The organism is Falsiruegeria sp. JB4-1, from assembly GCF_055693495.1.
In genome coordinates, this window is the sequence record NZ_JBVFTZ010000001.1 from 137,786 (window position 1) to 161,544 (window position 23,759).

Annotated in this window: 18 protein-coding genes and 6 pseudogenes; 11 read left to right on the top strand and 13 right to left on the bottom strand. The window is 56.0% G+C overall.

Features of this window, described 5'->3' with window-relative positions:
* Window positions 1-111: 111 nt before the first annotated feature.
* The 3 genes and pseudogenes from ACZ1HE_RS00715 to hslO all read right to left on the bottom strand — a co-directional run bounded on the left by ACZ1HE_RS00715 (window position 112) and on the right by hslO (window position 2,836).
* Window positions 112-1,264 (bottom strand): annotated as a pseudogene (locus tag ACZ1HE_RS00715) (CCA tRNA nucleotidyltransferase).
* Complete coding sequence (locus tag ACZ1HE_RS00720) at window positions 1,261-1,824, bottom strand: CoA pyrophosphatase (protein WP_472619140.1); 564 nt, start codon at window positions 1,822-1,824, stop codon at window positions 1,261-1,263. Before ACZ1HE_RS00720 ends, ACZ1HE_RS00715 begins: the two are co-directional and overlap by 4 nt.
* A 25-nt stretch (window positions 1,825-1,849) precedes the next feature.
* Entirely contained in the window at window positions 1,850-2,836 is a 987-nt protein-coding gene (gene hslO / locus ACZ1HE_RS00725; protein WP_472619141.1) for an Hsp33 family molecular chaperone HslO, read from the bottom strand.
* A gap of 77 nt (window positions 2,837-2,913) precedes the next feature.
* On the opposite strand from hslO, the gene ACZ1HE_RS00730 reads away from it, so the two are divergent.
* A complete protein-coding gene (locus ACZ1HE_RS00730) occupies window positions 2,914-3,360 on the top strand; it encodes an NUDIX domain-containing protein (RefSeq protein WP_472619142.1) in 447 nt (148 codons plus the stop codon).
* A gap of 51 nt (window positions 3,361-3,411) precedes the next feature.
* On the opposite strand, the pseudogene ACZ1HE_RS00735 reads toward ACZ1HE_RS00730, so the two are convergent.
* A pseudogene (locus ACZ1HE_RS00735) lies at window positions 3,412-4,688 on the bottom strand (PP2C family protein-serine/threonine phosphatase).
* 165 nt (window positions 4,689-4,853) lie between these two features.
* Here ACZ1HE_RS00735 and ACZ1HE_RS00740 point away from each other — a divergent pair.
* A complete protein-coding gene (locus ACZ1HE_RS00740) occupies window positions 4,854-5,180 on the top strand; it encodes an Hpt domain-containing protein (protein WP_472619143.1) in 327 nt (108 codons plus the stop codon).
* Here the strand turns inward: ACZ1HE_RS00740 and ilvA are convergent, their stop codons facing one another.
* On the bottom strand, window positions 5,181-6,407 hold the full coding sequence (ilvA, locus tag ACZ1HE_RS00745; protein ID WP_472619144.1) for a threonine ammonia-lyase IlvA: 1,227 nt from the start codon (window positions 6,405-6,407) through the stop codon (window positions 5,181-5,183).
* A gap of 50 nt (window positions 6,408-6,457) precedes the next feature.
* Window positions 6,458-7,228, bottom strand: a complete 771-nt coding sequence (locus tag ACZ1HE_RS00750) for a hypothetical protein (protein WP_472619145.1) — start codon at window positions 7,226-7,228, stop codon at window positions 6,458-6,460.
* 144 nt (window positions 7,229-7,372) lie between these two features.
* Here ACZ1HE_RS00750 and ACZ1HE_RS00755 point away from each other — a divergent pair, with 144 nt between their 5' ends.
* Complete coding sequence (locus ACZ1HE_RS00755; protein WP_472619146.1) at window positions 7,373-8,596, top strand: argininosuccinate synthase; 1,224 nt, start codon at window positions 7,373-7,375, stop codon at window positions 8,594-8,596.
* A 77-nt stretch (window positions 8,597-8,673) separates the two neighbouring features.
* Complete coding sequence (locus ACZ1HE_RS00760) at window positions 8,674-8,955, top strand: SCP2 sterol-binding domain-containing protein (RefSeq protein WP_472619147.1); 282 nt, start codon at window positions 8,674-8,676, stop codon at window positions 8,953-8,955.
* A 171-nt stretch (window positions 8,956-9,126) separates the two neighbouring features.
* Here ACZ1HE_RS00760 and ACZ1HE_RS00765 read toward each other — a convergent pair whose 3' ends face one another.
* Entirely contained in the window at window positions 9,127-9,840 is a 714-nt protein-coding gene (locus ACZ1HE_RS00765; RefSeq protein WP_472619148.1) for a sulfotransferase-like domain-containing protein, read from the bottom strand.
* 140 nt (window positions 9,841-9,980) lie between these two features.
* Here ACZ1HE_RS00765 and tmpT point away from each other — a divergent pair, with 140 nt between their 5' ends.
* Complete coding sequence (tmpT, locus tag ACZ1HE_RS00770; protein WP_472619149.1) at window positions 9,981-10,619, top strand: thiopurine S-methyltransferase; 639 nt, start codon at window positions 9,981-9,983, stop codon at window positions 10,617-10,619.
* On the opposite strand, the gene ACZ1HE_RS00775 is transcribed toward tmpT, so the two are convergent.
* Window positions 10,616-11,524 (bottom strand): D-amino acid aminotransferase, encoded by a 909-nt coding sequence (locus ACZ1HE_RS00775; RefSeq protein ID WP_472619150.1) that lies wholly within the window; start codon window positions 11,522-11,524, stop codon window positions 10,616-10,618. The two genes, tmpT and ACZ1HE_RS00775, sit on opposite strands and share 4 nt — an antisense overlap.
* Before the next feature lie 144 nt (window positions 11,525-11,668).
* Between ACZ1HE_RS00775 and msrA the strand changes: the two genes are divergently transcribed.
* Window positions 11,669-12,343: a peptide-methionine (S)-S-oxide reductase MsrA gene (gene msrA / locus ACZ1HE_RS00780; RefSeq protein ID WP_472619151.1), complete on the top strand. Its 675-nt coding sequence runs from the start codon at window positions 11,669-11,671 to the stop codon at window positions 12,341-12,343.
* Here the strand turns inward: msrA and ACZ1HE_RS00785 are convergent.
* Both ACZ1HE_RS00785 and ACZ1HE_RS00790 read right to left on the bottom strand, forming a co-directional pair.
* Complete coding sequence (locus ACZ1HE_RS00785) at window positions 12,340-13,212, bottom strand: ribokinase (protein WP_472619152.1); 873 nt, start codon at window positions 13,210-13,212, stop codon at window positions 12,340-12,342. The two genes, msrA and ACZ1HE_RS00785, sit on opposite strands and share 4 nt — an antisense overlap.
* A 3-nt stretch (window positions 13,213-13,215) precedes the next feature.
* A pseudogene (locus ACZ1HE_RS00790) lies at window positions 13,216-15,472 on the bottom strand (NADP-dependent malic enzyme).
* A gap of 160 nt (window positions 15,473-15,632) precedes the next feature.
* Between ACZ1HE_RS00790 and mutS the strand changes: the two are divergent.
* Window positions 15,633-18,250: pseudogene (gene mutS, locus ACZ1HE_RS00795) on the top strand (DNA mismatch repair protein MutS).
* A gap of 58 nt (window positions 18,251-18,308) precedes the next feature.
* Here the strand turns inward: mutS and ACZ1HE_RS00800 are convergent.
* Window positions 18,309-18,860 (bottom strand): annotated as a pseudogene (locus tag ACZ1HE_RS00800) (nucleotide exchange factor GrpE); the annotation flags it as partial.
* Window positions 18,861-18,870: 10 nt separating this feature from the next.
* Window positions 18,871-19,934 (bottom strand): annotated as a pseudogene (gene hrcA / locus ACZ1HE_RS00805) (heat-inducible transcriptional repressor HrcA).
* Between the two features lie 111 nt (window positions 19,935-20,045).
* Between hrcA and rph the strand changes: the two are divergent.
* The 4 genes from rph to ACZ1HE_RS00825 are packed head-to-tail and all read left to right on the top strand — an operon-like array spanning window position 20,046 to window position 22,874.
* Window positions 20,046-20,759 (top strand): ribonuclease PH, encoded by a 714-nt coding sequence (gene rph / locus ACZ1HE_RS00810; protein ID WP_472619153.1) that lies wholly within the window; start codon window positions 20,046-20,048, stop codon window positions 20,757-20,759.
* Window positions 20,756-21,370: an RdgB/HAM1 family non-canonical purine NTP pyrophosphatase gene (rdgB, locus tag ACZ1HE_RS00815; protein WP_472619154.1), complete on the top strand. Its 615-nt coding sequence runs from the start codon at window positions 20,756-20,758 to the stop codon at window positions 21,368-21,370. Before rph ends, rdgB begins: the two co-directional genes overlap by 4 nt.
* Window positions 21,360-22,517 (top strand): radical SAM family heme chaperone HemW, encoded by a 1,158-nt coding sequence (gene hemW / locus ACZ1HE_RS00820; protein WP_472619155.1) that lies wholly within the window; start codon window positions 21,360-21,362, stop codon window positions 22,515-22,517. The genes rdgB and hemW overlap by 11 nt, the downstream gene beginning before the upstream one ends.
* A 3-nt stretch (window positions 22,518-22,520) precedes the next feature.
* Window positions 22,521-22,874 carry a YbaN family protein gene (locus ACZ1HE_RS00825; RefSeq protein ID WP_472619156.1) on the top strand — a complete coding sequence of 118 codons (354 nt, stop codon included), beginning with the start codon at window positions 22,521-22,523 and terminating at the stop codon, window positions 22,872-22,874.
* On the opposite strand, the gene ACZ1HE_RS00830 is transcribed toward ACZ1HE_RS00825, so the two are convergent.
* Complete coding sequence (locus tag ACZ1HE_RS00830; RefSeq protein ID WP_472619157.1) at window positions 22,864-23,754, bottom strand: ParB/RepB/Spo0J family partition protein; 891 nt, start codon at window positions 23,752-23,754, stop codon at window positions 22,864-22,866. The genes ACZ1HE_RS00825 and ACZ1HE_RS00830 overlap by 11 nt on opposite strands.
* Window positions 23,755-23,759: the final 5 nt, after the last annotated feature.

The following is a 23,759-nucleotide window of genomic DNA, read 5'->3' on the forward strand; positions in this document are numbered from 1 at the left end:
ATGCTGAACCAGATCCCGTAATACATTCGCATTCCTCCGTTAGTTGATGCGGCAAACCTAAACGGAAAGGTTTGCGTTTGTCACCCCGGAAAATAAGGTATCATATTGACGCTACGTCAGCAGCAGCTGTTTTCGTGTCAGAGCAAAGCCGGAAGCGATCCAGGCGCGTTCGAGTTGGGATAGCTTTTCACCCAACTCGCGCCCTTTGAATTTGGGCATCAGATCTTTGGCAGTTACTGGGAAAACGGCCTGCGACCCCTTTTTGCATCACTGCAGACGTCGGACGCAATTGGCATCTCCAGCAAAGCAGATCGCAAGATCATCGCCTTGATGGCCAATTGTTCGCCCAAACGATACCCCAATTCTGCCGCGCCTGCGGTTCCAATCGCTGCCTCGCGCAGCGCCTCGACCGCCTTTAACTGGACTTTGCTCAACCGCAGGGTTGCAACCACATCGGTGCCCCCAAAGATGCCAATCTCAACACGGCATCCACGCTCAAACCCAGTTCACTTTCGAAATGAACAACAGGTGCCAGCGCCTTGTCATCTGCTCCCGGTAAAGCCGCGCCCAGCACTCCGGTTGTTCGCATGGCCGCGACCGAGGGCGCAGGATCTGGGGCACCCAACAGTTTTAATATCTCGGCTCCAACCCGCTCACGCGACAAGCGCTCCAGACCATCCAGATTGGCGGCAATGGCGGCAAGCGCATCTGCGTCAAAACCTGCTAAAGCGTCTCCATACCAGGCGTGGAAGCGGAAGAAGCGAAGAGAGCGTAAGAAATCTTCGCGAATGCGGTGCTCTGCCGTACCTATGAAACGCACGCGACGCGATGTTAGATCCGGCAGCCCGTTCAAGGGGTCAATCACGGTCCCGTCCGGTCGGGCGTAAATGGCGTTCATGGTAAAATCGCGGCGTGCGGCGTCTTCTTCAATGGTGTCAGCAAAGGCCACGACAGCGCGTCGGCCATCGGTTTTCACATCGCGACGAAAAGTTGTGATTTCAAACGGTTCGCCATGCTGAACCAGAGTAACGGTACCATGGTCGATGCCGGTGGGCACCGCTTTGATTCCCGCCGCATGCGCCAGTTCCATAACCTGCTTTGGATGGGCGTCTGTTGAAATGTCGATGTCAGACACCGGGGCACCAAGCAAAGCGTTTCGAACGCAGCCACCCACGAACAATGCCTGAGCCCCGCCATCAGTCAACGCCTTACACACTGTTTGTGTCGCGCGCGATGTCAGCCAATCCTCTGCGATCCGGGTCATGCCGACATCCGTGCAGCCAGCCCACGCAGCATCCGTGCCGTGGCGCCCCAAATATAGTATGGACCGAATGGCACAGTATAATAGTACCGCTGTTGCCCTTGCCACCGACGAGATTCCACCACGTAATTTTCCAGTCGCGCCAAGTGTTCGAGCGGTACTGAAAACACCTCGTCAACTTCGCCCGGCTCAGCGATTACATCAAAGGGATCATCCAAGATTGCAATCACTGGCGTCACAGAAAAGGACGTAACCGTCTCGTGCGACGGCAAGTGTCCCAAAATACGCGGCATGTCTTGTGGAAGTCCGATCTCCTCTTGCGCCTCTCTCAGCGCGGTGGCCGTCACGTCTGCATCGCCTTCATCCTGTTTGCCGCCAGGAAAGGCGATCTGACCGGGATGATGTTTCAATGCTGATGACCGCTTTGTCAGGATGACCCGGGGTTCGGGTTGCGCCAGTGAAATCGGCACCAATACCCCGGCGGGACGGAGTTTTCGACCGCTCGGTAAGACAGTGTCGGGATTGAGGTCAAAGTCACTTGACCCTTCTCCCGACCTGGCCATTGCAGCCCTAAGATTTGTTTCGGCTTCATGCACCGTCTTGCTGTTCCGCCTCGAACCCCAATGTCCTTGGGTCCAGATCATAATGCGCGCCACAGAACTGGCAATCAGCCGTGACGCGGCCATCTTCGGTCGTCATCTTTTCGATGTCTCGTGCCGAATAAATTGACAGGCTTTGGCGCACACGCTCTTCGGAACAGGTACATCCAAAGCGGACCGATTGCGCATCGTATACACGCGGTTGCTCTTCATGAAACAAGCGGATCAGCAGATCCGTTGGCGGCACGCTGGGCCCGATCAGCTCCAAATCCTCGACCGTGTCGAGCAGGATGTTCACCCGGTTCCAGTTGTCTCCGTCTTCGCCATCGACCAGATCAGCGGCCGTGAGAATGTCACCCTCACCGTCTCTATTTGCGGCAAAAGGCGACGCCTTGGGCATGCTTTGCAGCATGATACCCCCCGCACGCCAGTGTTCATCAACACCCGGCTCGGATGATTTACCAAAACTGAGCGCAAATCGTGTTGGCAACTGCTCCGACTGAGCAAAATAGGCCTCGGCGCAGGCGCTGAGCGATCCGTCGGACAACGGGGTGATCCCCTGGTATGGCTGGGTACCGTCACCTTGGTCGATCATGATCGCAAAATAGCCCTCGCCGACCTGATCAAACGGGGTGCCGTCCGTCAAACGCTCGGCGTCAAAGCTGGAATACGCACGAATTTGCGCTGCGCGGCCGCCCTCTTGTGGCGCATAGTAGTCGGTCGCAATCATTCGAACCGCGCCTTTGGACTGCACCTGCAGCGACAGCTTCCAACGAAGGTCGATGGTCTGACCGATCAACGCCGTCAGCAACGCCATTTCCGCCACTAACGCCTCGACCTGTACGGGATAGTCATGCTGTTTCAAGATGCCATCCAATACGCCGTCCAGACGGGCCACGCGTCCGCGCATGTCCGATGCATCAAGTTGAAAGGGCAGAACTGTATCGTCCCACGCGATTTTGGATCCGAGGTTCATGGGGTTTCCTTACACGCCACGGGTTGGCATACCGCGTCCATATAGGTGGACCACGCCGCAATGAAAGGGGTGCATACATGATCCGACGCTTTGGGGAAACCCCGGAACACGGGCGAAGCTACACGCGACGACCCGGTGCATATGTCTTGCTGCCGCGTGGGCGTCAGGTTTTGGTGACTCGGTACGACGACGGGAAAAATCCCGAACTGCAACTGCCCGGCGGTGGAATTGACTTCGGAGAATCGCCCATCACAGCCCTGCACCGCGAGGTTTTTGAAGAAACCGGGTGGTCGATCACCACCCCACGACGCCTGGGCGCCTTTCGTCTGTTCACCTACATGCCCGAATACGAATTGTGGGCCGAAAAAATCTGCACCGTTTTTTGCGCCCGACCCGTACAACGCAAAGGCCCGCCAACTGAAGAATTTCACGAGGCCATTTGGATGGACATCGATGTAGCGGCCCGGGCCTTGGGAAACCCCGGAGACAAACACTTTGCAACGCAACTTGCTCGAGTGCTGTAACCCGATATGCCTTTAGCGAATGGGCAATCGCCCAGCGCCTCTATTGCTTAATTATGGTCCATTGTATTCGAAGAATGTGGCGGACACATCGTCCTCCATACCGTGTTCGTCTGACATGACTTGGGTTAGCCGCCAGAATAGATCGTCCAGAAACTCCTGCCCGCCTTGCTTCGGATCGCATTCTCGGACCAATTGCAACAGACCTTCGGGTTCCAGCATATCACCATTCGACAAACGGCACTCTGTAAAGCCGTCTGAATATAGCAAAAGCCGGTCGCCCGGACTCAGTTGGGTTTCAAACTGTGTATAAGGAATGTCTGGTAGGAGCCCAATGGGCACGCCCCCATCGCCGAGGAACTCAGCTCGACCATCCCGACGAAGTACCAGAGGATGTGGATGGCTAGCCTGAACCATTTTTAGTAACCCGCTACGCAGATCGACGATAGCGTAGACCATTGTAAAATACTCTTCGATCCCGGTGTCAGCAATCAGGCGAGAGTTTAGCGACGCGGCTACCGCTTCAGGTTTACGCAGGGCATAAAAACGATTGAACCGCTTTTCCATCGCCACGTTCTGCTCAAAGTAGTTGCTGGAAAGGTAACTGCCCAAACGCGCTGTCATCATGGCCGAAGTGATGCCGTGACCTGAAACATCGATACTGTAGAATCCAAGGCGATTAACCCCCGGAGAAAACATGCCCACCAAATCTCCCCCGATGTGACCGCAGGGTTTCAACAACAGGCTGACTCGTGAGGATCCGAATTCCCGGGTCAATTCCGGGACCAGCGACTCCTGAATTTTGCGAGCTTGCATCAGGTCCTTGTCGATGGCGTCATGGGCTACCTTAAGTTCGTCCAGTGCCTCCTCGATCATCCGGTTCTTTTGAGACAATTCACGCTGCATCCCCAGAATGCGATCACCAGCTGAAATTCGGGCACGCAATTCGTCCGAACTAACAGGCTTGATCAAGAAATCATCAGCACCCGCATCCAGACCCTGTGCGATCTCGTTCTTTTCACTTTTGGATGTCAAAAGGATAAAATAGGAATAGGCGTCATTGGGAAGTTTTCGAACAGACTTGCAGAACTCCAATCCACTCATTCCAGGCATAACCCAATCGCTGAGTATCAAGTCCGGCGGTGAGGTTTGACAAATCACCAGCGCCGCCTCACCACAGTCTGCCTCGATTACTTCGAAGCCCCACTTTTTAATGAACTCACGAGAATACGGCGCTGCAACCGACTGTCATCGACCACCAAAACCTGCTGAATCGCACCGGATTCCTTTTCGGTTTCCGTTTGCACTTCGCTACCCTGCAACACCGAAATTCCTCACATTCAGTCCCGAAACTGATGACCGGAGCCTAAAGCCGAGCATCTTAACATCGTGTGAAGTCTGGAACTGAAAATCCTCACCCCGTCTTAACGCGGTGTTTACGTCCAAAGAGCTACCAAAGGGTAAAGTGCGGGGCGAAAACGCTCAAAGGATGAAACATGATACAATGGTCACGCGTTAACCAGCTGCGAGATGAGGTTGGTGCCGAGGATTTTCGCGAAGTCGTGGATCTGTTCCTGGAAGAAGTGGAAGAGGTGATTGACCGGCTGCGTGCAAACAGCTCACGCGATGCGCTGGAACAAGACCTGCACTTTTTGAAAGGCAGTGCGCTAAGTTTGGGTTTTGAAAGCTTTTCAACGTTATGCCAGGACGGCGAACGACAGTCAGCGTCAGGTGCCGCCGAAACAGTAAACGTCGACGCAATCATCAACAATTATGAGCAATCTAAGACCGTATTCCTGAACGATCTGCCGCAACATAGTTGATCAGATCACAAACTGCGCCAACGTTTCGTCGTTGGTGATGTCCGTGTAGGTAAAGCCCGCATCAACGAGATGCGCAAACAAACGTACAAAGTTTTCGGGCTTGCTGGTTTCAATCCCGATCAGGACCGAGCCAAAGTTGCGCGCGGATTTTTTCATATATTCGAACCGGGCAATATCGTCGTCAGGTCCCAGAATGCCCAAAAACTCTTTCAGCGCACCGGGGCGCTGCGGCAGACGCAGGATGAAGTACTTTTTCACACCGGAATAGCGCTGCGCGCGTTCCTTGACCTCGGGTAGGCGTTCGAAATCAAAGTTTCCACCCGATGTCAGACACACGACAGTTTTGCCGCGCACAAAGCTCTGGATGTCTTCGACGGCTTCGATCGCCAATGCGCCAGCAGGTTCCAAAACAATGCCTTCGATGTTGAGCATTTCGATAATCGTCGTACAGATTCGATCTTCGGACAGAACATGCACGTCAGACAGATGCACATTGCGCAGCAGCTCAAATGTCTTTTCTCCGATTCGACCCACGGCCGCCCCATCTACAAAGGTATCGACATGATCCAACGTTACTGGGTGCCCTGCCGCCAAAGCCGCGCGCAGACACGCACCTCCTGACGGCTCCACAAACAGGCAGTGGGTGCGATCCCCGAACCAGGTGGACACGCCCGATGACATGCCGCCGCCACCCACTGGCAACACGACATGATCCGGAACCCGGCCCAGCTGTTGTTCAATCTCTACCGCTAGCGAGGCTTGGCCTTCGATCACATCTTCATCGTCAAACGGCGACAGAAAATGCCCACCTTTATCAGCACACCAGGCTTTGGCCGCAGCCAAACAATCGTCAAAATAGTCACCGATCAGATGGATTTCGACCTGATCACCACCAAAGGTCCGGGTCTTGTGGATCTTTTGCTGCGGCGTGGTCACCGGCATGAATATTACACCTTTGACCCCCAGGTGCTTGCACATGAACGCGACGCCCTGCGCATGATTTCCGGCGCTGGCGCAGACAAACAAATCCTGATCCGGTTTCTTGCGCATGGCGTTGAACGCGCCCCGGATCTTGTAGGATCGCACGGGACTCAGATCCTCGCGTTTAAGCCAGATGTCAGCCCCAAAGCGTTCGGACAAATGAACGTTCCGCTGCAACGGGGTGGCGGGAAACACTTGGCGCATCGCCTCTTCGGCGGCGCGGGCACGGGTCATGAAATCAGTCATGTTCGTTCACTGCCGCAAGGTCAATCAGATGGCAAGGAATACATCAGTATTCAGTCGATGGATCGCCCTTCGACATAGACGCCATACATCGTGGTTAGGATACTCACGTTAATCAGCGGCAAAATCAGGATCGACGGGATCAGCACAAGCGCGAAACCGATGACCGGAATGGCCAAAAGCAAGCTGAAAAGCGTCTGAACGAGAATCTGAAAGACAAAGCTAACCACAAGCAGAACAATCAATGTACCAAAGATGCCTTCGGTTTTGCTCCATGCAGCACCTAACGTAATAGGCTGCCCAATTGCCGAGGCCGGCAGCATGATGCTCAGCCGATAGATGCACAGGACAACGGCCAAAAAGTAAAACACCCCAATTGTCACCGAGAGATTCGCACTAGAGTCACCCAGTACAGCGAAGATGACGAAAAGCGGGACAAGGGCGATCAGGGCGACCAAACCCAACATCAAAAGCAGCCCGAAATAGGCCAGGATACGGTCCGCTCGAAATGGTGGCAGCCATCCCTGCGGCGTTTCCTCGAGCAGGACATAGCGATGCCATGACACAACAATCCAAAACGCGATCGCCCAGATGATAGGCAAGGACAAGAGCCCAAAAGCCCCAAGATCGTCCAATTCAGATACCGTGGGATCTTCGTTTGGATTAGATGCCAGACCTTGAAATCCATCCCAAGCGCCAGTCACCATAGCCAGCCCAACAAGCAGCGCCATCCCGATCAGACCCGGAACCAATGCAATCTGCAAAGCCTGTTGAAAATTGCGCAGTACCATCTGCACCGAATGTTTGAAAATGCGCCAGCCCATCATGGTGTGCCCTGCTCCCCAATCGATACTTGTATCACTTGCCTGTTGCTCGTCTTTCTACACGCCTGCGACACCGCACACAACTTGCCCCCAGCTGCAAAAACCGCTAGGGGCCAGACGTCATACGTTTAAGGGGAAATGCTGATGTCCGCGCCCAAGAAAGTTGTCCTGGCCTATTCTGGTGGCCTTGATACCTCGATCATCCTGAAATGGCTGCAGACCGAGTACGGATGTGAGGTCGTCACCTTCACCGCCGATCTGGGTCAGGGTGAAGAGCTGGAGCCCGCCCGCCAAAAGGCCGAGCTGTTGGGCATCGCGCCCGAGAACATCTTTATCGAAGATGTCCGCGAAGAATTCGTGCGCGACTTTGTCTTCCCGATGTTCCGCGCCAATGCGGTATACGAGGGTTTGTATTTGCTGGGCACGTCGATTGCGCGCCCGCTGATTTCCAAACGTCTGGTTGAGATCGCCGAAGCAACCGGCGCTGATGCCGTAGCCCACGGCGCGACCGGCAAGGGCAACGACCAGGTTCGGTTCGAACTGGCGGCCTATGCCCTGAACCCCGACATCAAGGTGATCGCGCCTTGGCGTGAGTGGGACCTGACTTCTCGCACGCGCCTGTTGGAATTCGCCGAGCAACACCAGATCCCCGTTGCCAAGGACAAACGCGGCGAAGCTCCGTTTTCGGTCGACGCCAACCTGCTGCACACCTCGTCCGAGGGTAAGGTTCTGGAAGACCCGGCCGTTGCTGCACCCGATTATGTCTATCAGCGCACCGTCCACCCTGAGGACGCGCCAAACGAACCCGAATTCATCGAGATTGGTTTCGAAAAAGGTGACGCGGTCAGCATCAATGGCGAGGCGATGAGCCCCGCGACCATCCTGACCAAGCTGAACGAATACGGCGGCAAGCACGGCATTGGCCGTCTTGACCTGGTCGAGGGCCGCTTCGTCGGCATGAAATCGCGCGGCATCTACGAAACCCCCGGCGGCACCGTCTTGCTTGAGGCACACCGCGGCATCGAATCCATCACGATGGACCGCGGCGCCATGCATCTGAAAGACGAGCTGATGCCGAAGTATGCCGAGCTGATCTATAACGGCTTCTGGTACAGCCCTGAGCGTGAAATGCTGCAGGCCGCCATCGACGCGTCGCAGACCCACGTGACCGGCACCGTGCGCATCAAGCTGTACAAGGGTTCGGCCACTTGCGTGGGTCGCTGGTCCGAGCATTCTCTGTATTCCGAAGCGCATGTAACGTTCGAAGAAGACGCTAGCGCCTATGATCAGACAGACGCAGCCGGTTTCATCCAGTTGAACGCCCTGCGCCTGAAACTGCTGGCCGCACGTGACAAACGTGTGAAGTAAACTCCTGCAACGTCACCGTTGATGAATTCCAAATGCCCGCCTAGCCATAGGCGGGCATTTTCATTGGAGGGTACCAGATGCTGCAAGAGATCGCGGAAAAGATCCAGCAAGGCTTGGGCGACAAAAGCTTTGATGGCTCGTTGAAATTCGACTGCGGCGATGATGGGGTGATTGTTTTGGCCGACAGCACCGCCACAACACAAGACCGCGAAACCGACTGCACCATCCGCATCAGCCAGGACAACCTGGTCAAATTGCTAACCGGCAAGCTGAATCCAATGACGGGCGTTGCCATGGGCAAGCTCAAGATCTCGGGCAACATGGGCGTCGCGATGAAGCTGGGGTCGCTGTTGGGCTGACCTGCAAACGACAAACAGGGAGGGCTCCCGCCCTCGCATCGTGCCCTGACGGGCCCTTGCTCAGTTGGGCCGGGCGCCTCGCCTACGGCTCGGCGCGGAACCGCAGAGCGTCATGTCAGTGCACTGTTCCCGAGATAGTTGGCAATTCTTCCCAACCCCGTTGTGCGGGCTTCAAATCTTGGCTGCCTTCATCTGTTCATAAAACGGCAACGCTGCCTCTAGCACCGGTTGCAAATGTTCCGGCACCTCAGGCAGGTCATCTTCTGGCCCTGCAAATCCGGTGCTGCGCCAAACAGCGCCATACCAATGGGGCGCCCACACGCCGTCCTGAGGGTGACCCCCTTGTGGCCAGCTGAGCATGTTGGGGGAAAACGGCATCCCGATGACATCACACAACCGTTCCAGCATATCGGCAGGATTGTCGCGGATATCGTGGCTATCGATCACCACTGGATCACCGCCCCAGCCCTGCACTTCGTCAAACAGCTCTGCCTGCTGCCAAAACCCGATATCATCCAATGTCGGGTTCTCACGTTTGGCACCATAACTGGCGATCACCCGCGCCGGATGTCGGATCAGGAACACATTTCGCACCTTTCGCATCCAGTCGCGCGGCACGCCGGAGATCATATGCTGAGTCATGTGTTTCTGATACCAGAACGGCCGCGCGCCGGGGGTGGGGCCGGTCAGGGTCTCGGCCACTTTGATCGGGTCTTGCGATTGCGAGGACATAATTTCGGCGCGCATAGGATGATCCAACCCAGTCATCTGCAGATAGGCCGCATAAAACGGCTCATCCGTGACGGCGCAATCGGTGCGCGCACCAAAGCTGTACATCATGGCCGTCGAAAGATTCCGCGGCCCCGACCACATCGCAATATGCATTCTTCCCTCAAAAATCGATGGTTGTGTGACCCCGCACAAGACGCCGATTTCCCGCACAATGCAAACGGAATGGTAAGGCCCCTTGACGACGCGTGTCAGCACATCCCATCTGCATAAGGCGCGCATGAAAGGATGTCGAAATGAAGCCGGATTTCTGGATTAACCGCTGGGAAGAAAATCGCCTGGGATGGCATCAGGACAAGGCGCACAATCTTTTGGTGAAATTCATAGATGCTCACCCAATGCCAAAAGACAGTCGCATATTTGTCCCGCTCTGTGGAAAAACCCGCGATATTGGCTGGTTGTTGTCCAAAGGTTATCGGGTTGTTGCGGTCGAGCTAAGCCAGATCGCGATCAGGCAGTTGTTTGATGATTTGGGCGTCACACCGGATGTGCAGGAATTAGGCAATCTGAAACACTTCAGTGCACCCGATCTGGATGTCTACGTCGGCGACGTCTTTGATTTGACCGCAGAGCTGATCGGGCAAGTCGATTTGATACACGACCGGGCGGCCATGGTTGCCTTGCCCCGTGAGATGCGACCCAAATACGTCAAGCATCTTGCCGAGATTACCCATTTGGCGCGGCAATTCGTGATCTCTTTCGACTACGATCAAAGCCTGCTCTCTGGCCCGCCGTTTTCGGTGCCCGAACCCCAGATCGAGGCACTTTACGGCGCCCATTTCACGAAGAAGCTGTTCTACAGGCACGATATTCCTGGCGGCCTGAAAGGCCTCGCCCCTGCGCAAGAACAAGCGTGGCTGTTGGAGAAAATCTAGCCGATTTGGGTCTGGATCAGATCTTTGTATAGCTCGCGAATGCGCTTGGTCACCGGTCCCATCTGCCCGGCTCCGATCATCCGGCCATCAATCTCGCTCACTGGTGTCTGGGCACCGAATGTGCCGGTTAGAAACGCCTCGTCGGCGCCGTAAGTGTCAACCAAAGAATAGTTCCGCTCATAAACGGGAATGCCGTTGGCGCGGCACAGGTCGATCACCTTTTGGCGGGTGATGCCATTCATGCAGTAGTCCCCGGTCGAAGTCCAAACCTCGCCTTTGCGCACGATAAAGAAGTTGCAAGCGTTGGTCGTGTTCACGAAACCATTAATGTCCAGCATCAACCCTTCATCCGCTCCCGCTTTTTCGGCGGCGATGCAAGCCAGGATACAGTTCAGCTTAGAGTGTGAATTCAGCTTGGGATCCTGCGACATCGGCAGTCCGCGTAGGTGCGGCACCGTGGCCAGGCGGATCGGGCGCGGCAGTTTGGGCTTGGAATGTTCCATGATGATCACCATCGTCGGACCCGAACGGCTGAGTGATGGGTGCTGAAAAGGGCGATTCTTAACCCCACGTGTGACCATCAGTCGGGCGTGCGCGTCGGTGGTCATACCATTGGCCCGTTGTACTGCATGCAGGGCCGCAATCACCTCGGCTTTTGACAGGGTGATATCTAGATCGATGGCATTTGCGGCTTCGAAAAGGCGATCCATGTGTTCGTCCAGAAACGCCCAACATCCATCATACAAACGCAGGCCCTCCCACACGCCATCGCCCAACATGAACCCACTGTCATAAACGCTGACGGTGGCTTCGGCCTTGGGTACAATTTTGCCGTCGACGTAGATCAATATCTCTTCGTTACGCGCGTCTTCTTCGGCCTGATGGGTGCTCATCTTTTCGGTCATCGGGGTCCTCCTGCTCGCGTGACGCTAGACCGTGTAACAATTGGCGCCAAGAGGTAACTCAACCTCACCAGGTCGTGACATGACATGACAGTGACTTGCTGCGTGAGGGATCGCCTGTCAGCTTATATTCAAAGGAGATTTGCCATGACCCTGACTCAAGATCTCAAATCAGATTTCAAGATGATTGCACTGGTGATTTTGATTGCCGCCGCATCGTTAGTGCGTGTCGGCGCAGCCTCTGCGGCTGGAACTGAAACCCTAACGGTTGCGGGCGGTTGCTTCTGGTGCGTCGAATCCGACTTCGAATCCGTGCCAGGCGTAGTCGAAGCTGTATCAGGTTACACTGGCGGCAAGGCCAAAGATCCCACTTACAAACAGGTGACAGCGGGTGGAACCGGGCACTTTGAAGCGGTCCAGATCACATTTAACCCCGACAAAGTCTCGCGCGAGCAGCTTTTGGCCATGTTCTTCCGCTCGGTCGATCCCACCGACCCCGGCGGGCAATTCTGTGACCGAGGCGACAGCTATCGCACGGCAATTTTCGTCTCTAACACTGGCGAAAAGGCGCTTGCCGCTAAGGTCAAAGCCGAGGCTCAAGACGCCTTGGGGCAGAAAATCGTGACGCCTATCCTGTCGGAAAGCACGTTCTACCCCGCCGAGGCATATCATCAGGATTACTACAAAGGGTCGAAGTTGATCCTCACGCGCTTTGGCCCGAAACGTCAGGCATCCGCGTATAAAGCATATCGCAACGCCTGCGGCCGCGATCAGCGTGTAAAGGATCTATGGGGCAACGACGCGCCGTTTGTCGGAAGCTAAAGAATAGTGTCCTGGACGTCTTTTAAGTCCGGAATTACATCTGCTGTGCCGTGTCGCGTAACCATGATGGCCGCCGCACGCATGGCTTGACTGATGGCTTGGGGCATGGGCAGGCCACGGTTCATTCCGGCTAGAACGTAACCTGTAAAAGTATCACCTGCACCTGTAGTATCCACTGCCTTGACCTTGAAGGCCGAGAATTCCTGCTTTTTGCCCTTATTAGTATCGAAAAAGAGCGCTCCTTTGGAGCCCAAAGTAACGATAACCTGCGCCACAGGCAGGGCTTCAGGCGCCAAGCCGGTGGCCTCTTGCAACTGCGCAGCTTCAACTTCGTTCAAGATCAGAAAATCCAGAAAGGGCAACACGGCCTGAACTGCATCCGCGTCAAACGGCGCAGCGGCATAGCACACCTTCAACCCCAGATCGCGACCCATCTTCGCCGCATCGACCTGAGCGTTGGTTTCGTTCTGCAGAACCAGAATGTCTCCTGCTCCTGCTTGCGAAAGGGCCTGCCCCAGTTGATCCATCGTGATCGCATGGTTGGCCCCGGCAAAGAGCAAGATCTGGTTTTCGCCCGATGCTTCAACAGCGATGATTGCGTGGCCGGTGGGCGCTGACACTTCAGCAATTTGCCGGGTATCCACGCCGTATTCGGTCAGTCGTTCTACCGCCCAGCGCCCATCCGCACCCACGGCGCCAATATGGCAAACATGCGCCCCGGCTCGAGCCGCGGCAACCGACATATTGGCCCCCTTACCGCCCAGAAACTGCGAAAGCTCCATTGCGGCCAACGTTTCCCCCGGGCCAGGCAGATGCGGCACGGCATAGACCATGTCCGCATTGATCGAGCCCAAGTTCCAAATCGCCATGGCTTACCCGATATCGCAAGCGGCCAGGATGGCCATGTTCAGGATGTCATTGGCGGTCGAACCGGTCGAACAGATTTGAATCGGCTTGTCGACGCCCGACAGGATTGGGCCAATTACAGTTGCCCCACCCATTTCCTGCATCAACTTGGTCGAGATACTGGCCGAGTGCCGCGCTGGAACGATCAGGATGTTGGCGGGACCGGTCAAACGCGAGAAGGGATAGGCCTCTTGTTGCTGTGCATTCAGCGCGACGTCGACGGTCATCTCACCTTCGTATTCAAAATCAACGCCGCGTTGATCCAGGACCTCGGGCGCAATGTGCATTTTTTCGGCTCGCTCCGAGACCGGGTAACCAAAGGTCGAAAAACTGACAAAAGCCACACGCGGGTCAAGACCCATATGGCGAGCAACCTCGGCCGCGCGTTCCGCGATATCGGCCAGATTGTTCTCGTCCGGCCATTCATGCACCAGCGTGTCTCCAATCAGGACGATCCGACCCTTGTGCAGCAAAGCAGTTACACCTGCCGCCCCATGATCGGCATCAGCGTCAAACACGTGGTTGATGCGGTCCAAGCAATGCGCAGATTTACGCGTGGCCCCGGTCACCAGACCATCGCCATGTCCATGTGCCAACATCAGGGCAGAGAACACATGGCGATCCCGCGCAGCCAGGCGGTGAATATCCTTGCCGTCAAAACCCTTACGCTGCAGGCGCTTATAAAGAAAATCCTTATAGGTATCGAGGTGCATCGTGTTGGCGGCGTTCACAACCTCCAGCTCGCGCACTGCGTCGCCCAAGCCAGCCGCTTCAAGCTTTTCCTTCACGTCTTCCTGACGACCAACAACCAAAGCCTTACCAAAACCCGATCGCTGATACATCACCGCTGCACGCAACACGCGGGGGTCGTCACCTTCAGCAAAGATCATCCGGCTTTGCGCCTGGCGCGCGCGGGCGTTCAGGCCGCGTAGGATACTGGCCGTCGGATCCATCCGTGATTTCAGGCTCAGCTCGTAAGCATCCATGTCGATAATCGGCTTAGCGCGCGGCGCCCGTATCCATGCCAGCACGAGCAACCGCTGGCGGGATCCGGTGAATCAGGCGCGGATCAAAGGGTGTTGGGATGATGTAATCCCGACCAAAGGTCAGCGACTTGCCATAAGCCATCGCGACCTCATCCGGCACATCCTCGCGCGCAAGTTTAGCCAGCGCATGCGCGCAGGCAATCTTCATCTCGTCGTTGATGGCACGGGCGTGAATGTCCAGCGCGCCACGGAACAGATACGGAAAACCCAACACGTTGTTGACCTGGTTCGGGTAATCCGACCGGCCAGTCGCGACGATCGCATCGACACGCACTTCATGTGCCTCTTCCGGCGTAATCTCAGGATCAGGGTTCGCCATGGCAAAGATTACGGGATTGTCGGCCATGCTGGCCACCATTTCTGGCGTCACGGCCCCCTTGACCGACACCCCCAGGAACACGTCAGCGCCGTTCATCGCCTCTTCCAGGGTGCGCAGTTCAGTGGTGATGGCGTGGGCCGACTTCCACTGGTTCATCCCCTCGGTCCGACCCTGATAAATCACGCCCTTGGTGTCACAGACGATGCAGTTTTCATGCCGCGCGCCCATCGCTTTGAGCAGTTCGATACAGGCGATGCCAGCCGCACCCGCACCGTTCAAAACGATTTTGACGTCTTCAATTTTTTTGCCCGAGATGTGCAGTGCGTTTAGCAATCCCGCTGCGCAAATCACCGCCGTCCCGTGCTGGTCATCGTGGAAGACAGGAATATCCATCTCTTCCTTCAGACGCTGTTCGATGATGAAGCATTCGGGCGCTTTGATATCTTCAAGGTTGATGCCGCCAAACGTCGGCCCCATCAGCCTAACCGCGTTGATGAACGCATCGGTGTCTTCGGTGTCCAGCTCGATGTCGATCGAGTTCACATCCGCGAACCGTTTAAACAAGACTGCCTTGCCTTCCATCACTGGTTTCGAACCCAGCGCCCCCAAGTTCCCGAGGCCCAGAACAGCAGTACCATTCGAAATCACCGCCACAAGGTTGCCCTTGTTGGTGTAATCATAGGCGGTCTCGGGGTTGGCGGCGATTGCCTCACAGGGAACCGCAACACCGGGGCTGTATGCCAGCGATAGGTCCCGCTGAGTTGTCATAGGCACTGTGGCCTGAATCTCAAACTTGCCAGGGGTCGGTTCCAGGTGAAAGGCCAGCGCCTCTTGGTCGGTAATTTTCGCTTTAGGCATCAGATCGGTCGTTCTTTTCACTGTTCGGGCTTCTCGCCTCATAGCGCAGGCAGCACGCAGTCTCAACGACAATGCGTTTTCGGCTTTCACCGGACTGGACGGATTTGTAAGGTCTCGCTCGGTCCAGTCGGAGAATTCACCTTTGTCCACAGTCACGCCCATGATGGCCCAATACCTCGAAATCAAAGAGGCGCACGCAGATGCCCTGCTGTTTTATCGCATGGGCGACTTTTACGAGATGTTCTTTGACGACGCTGTCGACGCCGCTCAAGCCATGGACATCGCGCTGACCAAACGAGGCAAACACAATGGCAATGACATCCCTATGTGTGGCGTGCCCGTGCATGCAGCCGAGGGGTATCTACTGACTTTGATCCGCAAAGGGTTTCGCGTGGCTGTCTGTGAACAGATGGAAAGCCCGGCTGAGGCCAAAAAAGAGGCTCTAAATCGGTAGTTCGACGCGATGTTGTGCGTCTGGTGACCCCCGGCACCTTGACCGAAGACGCCCTGCTTGACGCACGGCGCCACAACTTTCTGGTGGCCTATGCCGAAGTGCGCGACAGCGCAGCGCTGGCCTGGGCAGACATTTCAACCGGTGCGTTTCACGTCATGACCGTTTCAAAGCAGCGGTTGGGGCCAGAGCTTGCTCGCCTTGCTCCGTCTGAGTTGCTGGTTGTAGACGATCCGGTGTTCCAAACCCTGCGTCCACTAGCAGATGATTTTAAAATCCCGCTGACGCCGCTGGGCAAAGCCAGCTTTGACAGCACCGGAGCCGAAAAACGCCTGCAAGAGCTGTTCAAGGTTAGCTCATTGGATGGTTTCGGAAAATTCTCGCGACCCGAATTGTCCGCGATGGGCGCGCTGGTCGATTATCTTGAGATCACGCAAAAGGGTAAACTGCCGCTGCTTTTGCCTCCCGAACAGGACAGCGAAGACCGCGTGATGCAAATCGACGCGGCCACACGCCGCAATCTAGAGCTGACCCGTTCTCTCAGCGGCGACAAATTCGGCTCGCTGCTGTCTGTCATAGACCGCACAGTGACACCCGGTGGCGGACGCCTACTGGAACAGCGCATTTCCAGCCCCTCGCGCAAGCTCGATACCATCCACGCGCGCCTGGCTGCGCTGGATTTCTGCGTCGAACAATCCTCGCTTAGGGAAGGGCTGCGCGACAGCCTGCGAAAGACTCCCGACCTTGATCGTGCGCTTTCACGCCTTGCGCTCGACCGAGGTGGCCCTCGAGATCTGGCTGCGATCCGGAACGGGTTAATCCAGGCCGAAGACATCGCCGCCTCAACCGACGGCATAGACCTGCCCGACTTGATGATTCAAGCCACTACCAACCTACGTGGATTTGACGATCTGCTCGGGTTGCTCGATGCCTCATTGGTGGCCGAGCCGCCACTGCTGGCCCGTGATGGCGGGTTCATTGCACCCGGCTATGACTCTGAGCTGGATGAGGCTCGCACCCTACGCGACGAAGGTCGCTCGGTCATCGCCGGCTTTCAGCAGAAATACGCCGAACATACAGGGATCACCTCGCTCAAGATTAAGCACAACAATGTGCTTGGCTATTTCATCGAAACTACGGCGACACATGCCGACAAGATGCTCAGTGCGCCATTCTCTGAGACTTATATCCACCGGCAGACCACGGCCAATCAGGTGCGGTTCACCACCGTCGAACTCAGCGAGATAGAAACCCGCATTCTGAACGCCGGAAATCTGGCGCTTGAGATTGAAAAGCGGCTCTATCAAAGGCTTTCTGACGAAGTTTTGGCCCAAGCCGCCCTACTCAACCAAGCGGCGCGCGGTCTGGCAGAACTCGACCTGGCTACATCACTTGCTGATTTGGCACGAGGAGAGAGTTGGTGCCGACCTCATGTCGACAACTCTCGTTCATTTAACATAACCGGGGGTCGCCATCCGGTCGTTGAACGGGCGCTGCAGAAACAATCAGGTGACGCTTTCATCGCAAACGACTGTGATCTAACAGCAAATGGTGGCGCCGCTGTCTGGCTTTTGACCGGTCCCAACATGGCCGGTAAATCGACTTTCCTGCGTCAGAACGCACTAATCGCTCTACTGGCGCAAATGGGCAGCTATGTTCCCGCTGAACGCGCCGAAATTGGACTGGTCAGTCAATTGTTCAGCCGCGTCGGAGCATCAGACGACTTGGCGCGCGGGCGTTCGACATTCATGGTTGAGATGGTGGAAACCGCTGCGATCCTTAATCAGGCCGACGAACGTGCGCTTGTCATCCTGGACGAAATAGGTCGCGGTACTGCCACCTATGACGGTCTATCCATTGCCTGGGCCACCTTGGAGCATCTGCACGCAACAAACAGCTGCCGCGCGCTATTTGCCACGCATTATCATGAGCTTACGGCCCTCGCCGGTAGTCTGGAGGGTGTTGATAACGCCACTGTCGCCGTCAAAGAATGGGAAGGCGAAGTCATCTTCCTGCACGAAGTACGCAAAGGCGCCGCGGACCGGTCATACGGTGTTCAGGTCGCCCAGCTTGCCAGCCTTCCCCCGTCTGTGGTCGAACGCGCCCGAGCGGTTCTGGAGCAGTTGGAACAGAACGAGCGTGAAGGCGGCAAGCAAAAAGCGCTGATCGACGATCTGCCTCTGTTTTCGGCTGCGCCACCGCCATCTCTGCCCGTTGCCAAAACTTCAGCGGTAAATGGGATGTTGGATGATATCCATCCGGATGAACTCAGTCCGCGCGAAGCGCTTGATCTGATCTACAAACTGAAAGAAGCGGCCAAATCCTGACCGCTTCTTCATCTTTTTCCAATTGATCGCCTCGAAGGCGATACATCAGCCTGCCGGCTGTCGAGCTTACGCCAACCTGCGCCGGACGCAGCAGACGGTCATGTAACATGAACCCTTCGGCGGACACCTGAATGATGTCGCCGGCTCGGGTACCGGGCACCGGAGCCTCAAACATCGCCTCGTGCATTTGCGGGTCAAAACGATCACCAACTTCGGGCGAAACAATGTGAACACCGTGCTTGCCAAATACATCCAACAGCGCACGCATGGTCAGTTCGACACCTTCGATCAGCGCTGCAGAAACTTCGCGCTGTTCGTCAGTTGCGGCTTCCAGCCCGCGTTTTAGGTTGTCGTAAACGGGCAGCATGTCACGCGCCAGTTTTGATCCACCATAGTTCTCGGCATCGCGACGGGCCTTGTCGCCCCGCTTGCGGGCGTTTTCCGCATCCGCCAGCGCGCGCATGAATTTGTCCTTCAGCGCGTCCCGTTCCGCACGCAGCTCGTCCAGTTCAAGCGCTTCGTCGCTGATCTCAGCAAATTCTTCGGCCAGCTCTTCGGCTTCTGCCGTTGCGATGTCATCCAGAAAATCTTCGTTCTTTGGCTCTGCCATCTTTCTACCTCTAACTCCGGTCCGATACGAGCTTGCCGACCAACTGCGCGGTATAGTCGACGATAGGCACGATCCGTCCGTAATTCAGGCGCGTCGGGCCAATCACCCCGACCGCACCAATGATCTTACGATCAGCGTTCATATAGGGAGACACCACCAAAGAGGAACCCGAAAGTGAGAAAAGTTTGTTCTCAGAGCCAATAAAAATGCGCACACCGTCGCCGTCTTCGGTCAGTTCCAGAAATTCTGCGATGTCTCGCTTGCGTTCCAGGTCGTCAAACAGCGATCTGATCCGCTCCAGCTCTTCCTCTTGGCCCGTGTCCGCCAAAAGATTCGCTCGTCCCCGCACTATCAGGCGGGCCGAATCCTGTCCCTCCCCATCCCATGCAGCCAAACCCCTTCGACCATCTCGCGGGCCAGCACGTCGATCTCTTGCTTGCGGGCGGCGATCTGTGACTGAATCACAGTGCTCACCTCGCTAAGCGTCCGCCCCTCGATCAAGGAATTCAGGAAATTTGCCGCTTCGCGCATCGAACTTGGTGTCTGTCCCGGCGGCGGTGTGAACAGGCGGTTTTCAACATGCCCGTCGGAAAAGACCAAAACCACCAGCGCCCGGTCATGGGCCAGCGAAACAAACTCGATATGTTTGATTTCGGCCTCGTGTTTCGGTGTCAGAACCAGGGACGCGCCTTGAGTCACCCCCGACAGAACCGACCCCACACGATCAAGCAAACCACTGACATCGGCCGAGTTGCTGTCTACCGTCGCGTCGATCTTTTTGCGATCCGCCACGTTCAGATCACCGACCTCTAGCAACCCATCGACAAACATTCGCAGCCCCATCTGCGTCGGCACCCGGCCAGCGCTGACATGGGGGCTGTCGAGCAGGCCTAGAAACTCCAGATCCTGCATCACATTGCGGATCGTCGCAGCGCTGACCTTTTCACTCAGCGTGCGGGTCAAGGTCCGGCTGCCTACCGGCTCGCCACTGTCCAGGTACCCTTCGACGATCAACCGAAACACCTCGCGCGAGCGATCGTTCATCTCGTCCAGAATTTTGCTCGCGTCTGTCATTAGGGTTCTCCGGCTTGGGTGTCATTAAATCCCACCAGAGCCAAAGGTCAATCGGGGTTGCTCCCTGCTCTCACCAGAGTTATCCCCAAGCCAGCAAACAAAGGATTTCCAATGCGACCCTCTGGACGTGAACTTGACCAAATGCGTTCGGTTTCCATCGAAACCGGTTTTACCAAACATGCCGAAGGCTCTTGCCTGATCAAGATGGGCGACACGCATGTGCTGTGCACCGCCACCATCGAAGACCGCGTTCCGCCCTTTATCAAAGGATCTGGCCTGGGTTGGGTTACGGCGGAATACGGCATGTTGCCCCGCGCAACCAACACCCGCATGCGTCGCGAGGCCGCCAGCGGTAAACAAGGTGGCCGCACGGTTGAGATCCAGCGTCTGATCGGCCGTGCCCTGCGCGCCGGCGTGGACCGCGTGGCCTTGGGCGAACGTCAGATCACCGTCGACTGTGACGTGATCCAGGCCGACGGTGGCACCCGTTGCGCGTCGATCACCGGCGGTTGGGTTGCCCTGCGTCTGGCGGTCAACAAGCTAATGAAAGCCGGCGATGTGATTTCCGATCCGTTGGTTGATCCGGTTGCTGCTGTGTCCTGCGGCATCTATGCCGGTCAGCCCGTACTGGATCTGGACTATCCCGAAGATTCCGAAGCCGGCGTTGACGGCAACTTCATCATGACCGGTTCGGGCAAACTGATCGAAGTGCAGATGAGCGCCGAAGGTTCGGTGTTCAGCCGTGCCCAAATGGATCAGCTGATGGATTTGGCGGAAAAAGGCGTGGGTGAACTGGCCGCGATGCAAAAGGCCGCCACCGCATGACCCGCACGTTCGATGGCGATACGCTGGTCTTTGCCACCCACAACAAGGGCAAGTTAGAGGAGATGGAACATCTCCTTTCGCCCTTTGGAGTCAAGGTGGTCGGCGCGGCAGACATGGATTTGCCTGAACCGGAAGAGACCGAAGACACATTCGTCGGCAACGCCCGGATCAAGGCCCACGCTGCAGCAAAGGCCACCGGCCTGCCATGTCTGTCTGATGACAGCGGTATCACCATCGACGCGCTGAACGGTGCTCCCGGTGTTTACACCGCCGATTGGGCCGAAACCGGAAATGGCCGTGACTTTGTTATGGCCATGACCCGCGCCCAGAACGAGCTTGAGGCGATCAACGCCCCCCACCCCCGTCTTGCCCAGTTTCGCAGCACCTTGGTTGTGGCCTGGCCTGATGGGCATGACGAAGTGTTCGAAGGCATTGCCCCCGGGCACCTAACCTGGCCCATGCGTGGCGATCAGGGCTTTGGCTATGATCCGATGTTTATCCCTGAGGGCCACGACATCACCTTTGCCGAGATGGATCGCTGGGAAAAGAACAAGATCAGCCACCGCGCGCTTGCGGTGCAAAAGTTCGTGCAGGGTTGCTTTGGCGGATGATTGGCAAAACGGGGGCTTTGGCCTGTATGTCCACTGGCCGTTTTGCGAGGCCAAATGCCCCTATTGCGACTTCAACAGCCATGTCAGCCGCCAAATAGACCAAGCCGCCTGGGTAGAAGCCTACCTACTCGAACTTGAACGTTACGCTGCTCAAACCCCCGGCCGCGTTCTGAACACGATCTTTTTTGGCGGCGGCACCCCGTCCTTAATGTCCCCCGATACGGTTGATGCCGTCATTCAGGCAGCCCGTGGGCATTGGCATCCGGCCAACAATATGGAGATCACCCTCGAGGCGAACCCTGGTTCAGTCGAGGCTGGTCGCTTTGCTGGCTATCGCGATGCCGGGGTCAACCGAATCTCGATGGGTATTCAGGCGCTGAACGACGAAGACCTGCGGCGCTTAGGTCGAATCCATACAGTTGCAGAAGCTCAAAAGGCGTTTGACGTCGCCCGAAATTGCTTTGACCGGGTCAGTTTTGACCTGATCTATGCTCGTCAGCATCAATCCCTCTCGGACTGGAAAGCTGAACTAAAGCAAGCTCTATCCATGGCGATAGATCACCTGTCGCTTTATCAACTGACAATCGAGCAAGGTACAGCTTTCGGTGATCGATATGCAGTTGGCAAACTGCGTGGCCTCCCCGAAGATGACACATCCGCCGATATGTACATGGCCACGCAAGAGATTTGCGAGGCCGCCAGCCTGCCAGCCTACGAGATTTCAAACCACGCCAAACCGGGTTCGGAATCGCAGCACAATCAAGTCTATTGGCGATATGGCGACTATGTTGGCATTGGTCCCGGTGCGCACGGACGCCTAACCCTGAATGGCCAAAAATTTGCAACTGAATCCTACTTGAACCCAAAAGAGTGGCTTGAGAAGGTTTCTCACAGAACTGGTGAATCTGTCCGAATGGAACTCACCACACAAGATCAGGCTAATGAATACCTTATGATGGGGCTTAGGTTAGTTGAGGGAATAGATATGGACAGATTCCAATCCCTATCCCCCTCATCCATTCCCAAGGACCGGGTGAACTATCTCTCAGATATCGGGATGGTCGAACAAATTGGATCAACCTTGAAAGCAACCAAGGGCGGGCGCGCTGTGTTGAACGCCGTTATTCGGGAATTGTTGGTGGTTTAGAATATGCGGGTGCTTTGGGTTGTTTTGGGGGTGTTATGCGTGGCTTGCGCCATGATCGGAGTTGTTCTTCCCCTTCTCCCAACTGTCCCGTTCCTGCTATTGGCCGCCTTCTGTTTTGCTCGCTCGTCTGAACGCCTGCACGACTGGCTACTGTCGCATTCCATTTTCGGCCCGATGATAGTTGATTGGAACACCAGTGGAGCCATTCGCCCTACCGCAAAAAAAGCCGCGACTCTTTCGATCGCGGCTGTATTTAGTCTGTCATTGGCGCTTGGGCTGGCCACTCACATTCTTATCATTCAGGGCATTACGCTGAGCGCTGTCCTGATTTTCATCTGGACCCGCCCTAACGGCTAAGTTTGGCGCACAAGTCGTCTAGTTGATCCAGGTTTTCGTATGTCAAAACCACCTGCCCGGTTTCCGTGCCCGCCTTGTGATTGATCGCGACCTTCATCGCCAAGATGGCAGACAGGTCTTTCTCCAACGCACGAGTATCGGCATCTTTCTCTGATCCCGAGCTCCGCGCTTTTGGGGCGGTTGATGGCTCTCCATTGTTCTGCTGACGTTTCACTAAAGCCTCGGTCGCGCGGACGGACAGACCGTCTCGCACAACAATTCTGGCCAGCTCTGACGGATTTTCCGATGTAATCAGGGCGCGCGCATGTCCCGCCGACAGTAACCCATCAATCACCATTTGCTGAACATCTTCGGGCAAAGCCAAAAGACGCAGAAGGTTAGCAATATAGCTGCGACTTTTACCCAGAGCCTCGGCTAGCTTTTCTTGTGTATGACCAAAACGATCCATCAGTTGACGAAAACCTGCAGCCTCTTCCACTGCATTCAGATCGGCACGTTGGATGTTCTCGATTATCGCAATTTCAAGAACTTCGGTGTCGTCAAACTCGCGGATCAAGACAGGAACGTCATGAAGTTGTGCCAACTGTGCCGCGCGCCACCGACGTTCACCCGCTACAATTTCGTATTCTCCACCGGATACCGATCTTACGATCAGCGGCTGAAGAATGCCCTTTTCTTTGATAGATGACGCCAAATCATCAAGATCTTCCTTACCAAACGTCCTACGTGGCTGATCTGGATTTGCGCGCAGCTTTTCAATCGGGATCTTCGTCTCAGCCCTACTTGCCTGCACAGAAACCGTTTCTTCAGGAGCTACATCCGCCATTAACGCAGACAGACCCCGCCCAAGACCGCGAGGCTTTCCTTTGCTATTTGCCATTGCTG

Bases quoted from the DNA above. Each gene is read 5' to 3' on its own strand.
- ACZ1HE_RS00720 (WP_472619140.1), bottom strand. From the start codon at position 1,824: ATGGCCAGGTCGGGAGAAGGGTCAAGTGACTTTGACCTCAATCCCGAC.
- hslO (WP_472619141.1), bottom strand. From the start codon at position 2,836: ATGAACCTCGGATCCAAAATCGCGTGGGACGATACAGTTCTGCCCTTT.
- ACZ1HE_RS00730 (WP_472619142.1), top strand. From the start codon at position 2,914: ATGATCCGACGCTTTGGGGAAACCCCGGAACACGGGCGAAGCTACACG.
- ACZ1HE_RS00740 (WP_472619143.1), top strand. From the start codon at position 4,854: ATGATACAATGGTCACGCGTTAACCAGCTGCGAGATGAGGTTGGTGCC.
- ilvA (WP_472619144.1), bottom strand. From the start codon at position 6,407: ATGACTGATTTCATGACCCGTGCCCGCGCCGCCGAAGAGGCGATGCGC.
- ACZ1HE_RS00750 (WP_472619145.1), bottom strand. From the start codon at position 7,228: ATGGGCTGGCGCATTTTCAAACATTCGGTGCAGATGGTACTGCGCAAT.
- ACZ1HE_RS00755 (WP_472619146.1), top strand. From the start codon at position 7,373: ATGTCCGCGCCCAAGAAAGTTGTCCTGGCCTATTCTGGTGGCCTTGAT.
- ACZ1HE_RS00760 (WP_472619147.1), top strand. From the start codon at position 8,674: ATGCTGCAAGAGATCGCGGAAAAGATCCAGCAAGGCTTGGGCGACAAA.
- ACZ1HE_RS00765 (WP_472619148.1), bottom strand. From the start codon at position 9,840: ATGCATATTGCGATGTGGTCGGGGCCGCGGAATCTTTCGACGGCCATG.
- tmpT (WP_472619149.1), top strand. From the start codon at position 9,981: ATGAAGCCGGATTTCTGGATTAACCGCTGGGAAGAAAATCGCCTGGGA.
- ACZ1HE_RS00775 (WP_472619150.1), bottom strand. From the start codon at position 11,524: ATGACCGAAAAGATGAGCACCCATCAGGCCGAAGAAGACGCGCGTAAC.
- msrA (WP_472619151.1), top strand. From the start codon at position 11,669: ATGACCCTGACTCAAGATCTCAAATCAGATTTCAAGATGATTGCACTG.
- ACZ1HE_RS00785 (WP_472619152.1), bottom strand. From the start codon at position 13,212: ATGGCGATTTGGAACTTGGGCTCGATCAATGCGGACATGGTCTATGCC.
- rph (WP_472619153.1), top strand. From the start codon at position 20,046: ATGCGACCCTCTGGACGTGAACTTGACCAAATGCGTTCGGTTTCCATC.
- rdgB (WP_472619154.1), top strand. From the start codon at position 20,756: ATGACCCGCACGTTCGATGGCGATACGCTGGTCTTTGCCACCCACAAC.
- ACZ1HE_RS00825 (WP_472619156.1), top strand. From the start codon at position 22,521: ATGCGGGTGCTTTGGGTTGTTTTGGGGGTGTTATGCGTGGCTTGCGCC.
- ACZ1HE_RS00830 (WP_472619157.1), bottom strand. From the start codon at position 23,754: ATGGCAAATAGCAAAGGAAAGCCTCGCGGTCTTGGGCGGGGTCTGTCT.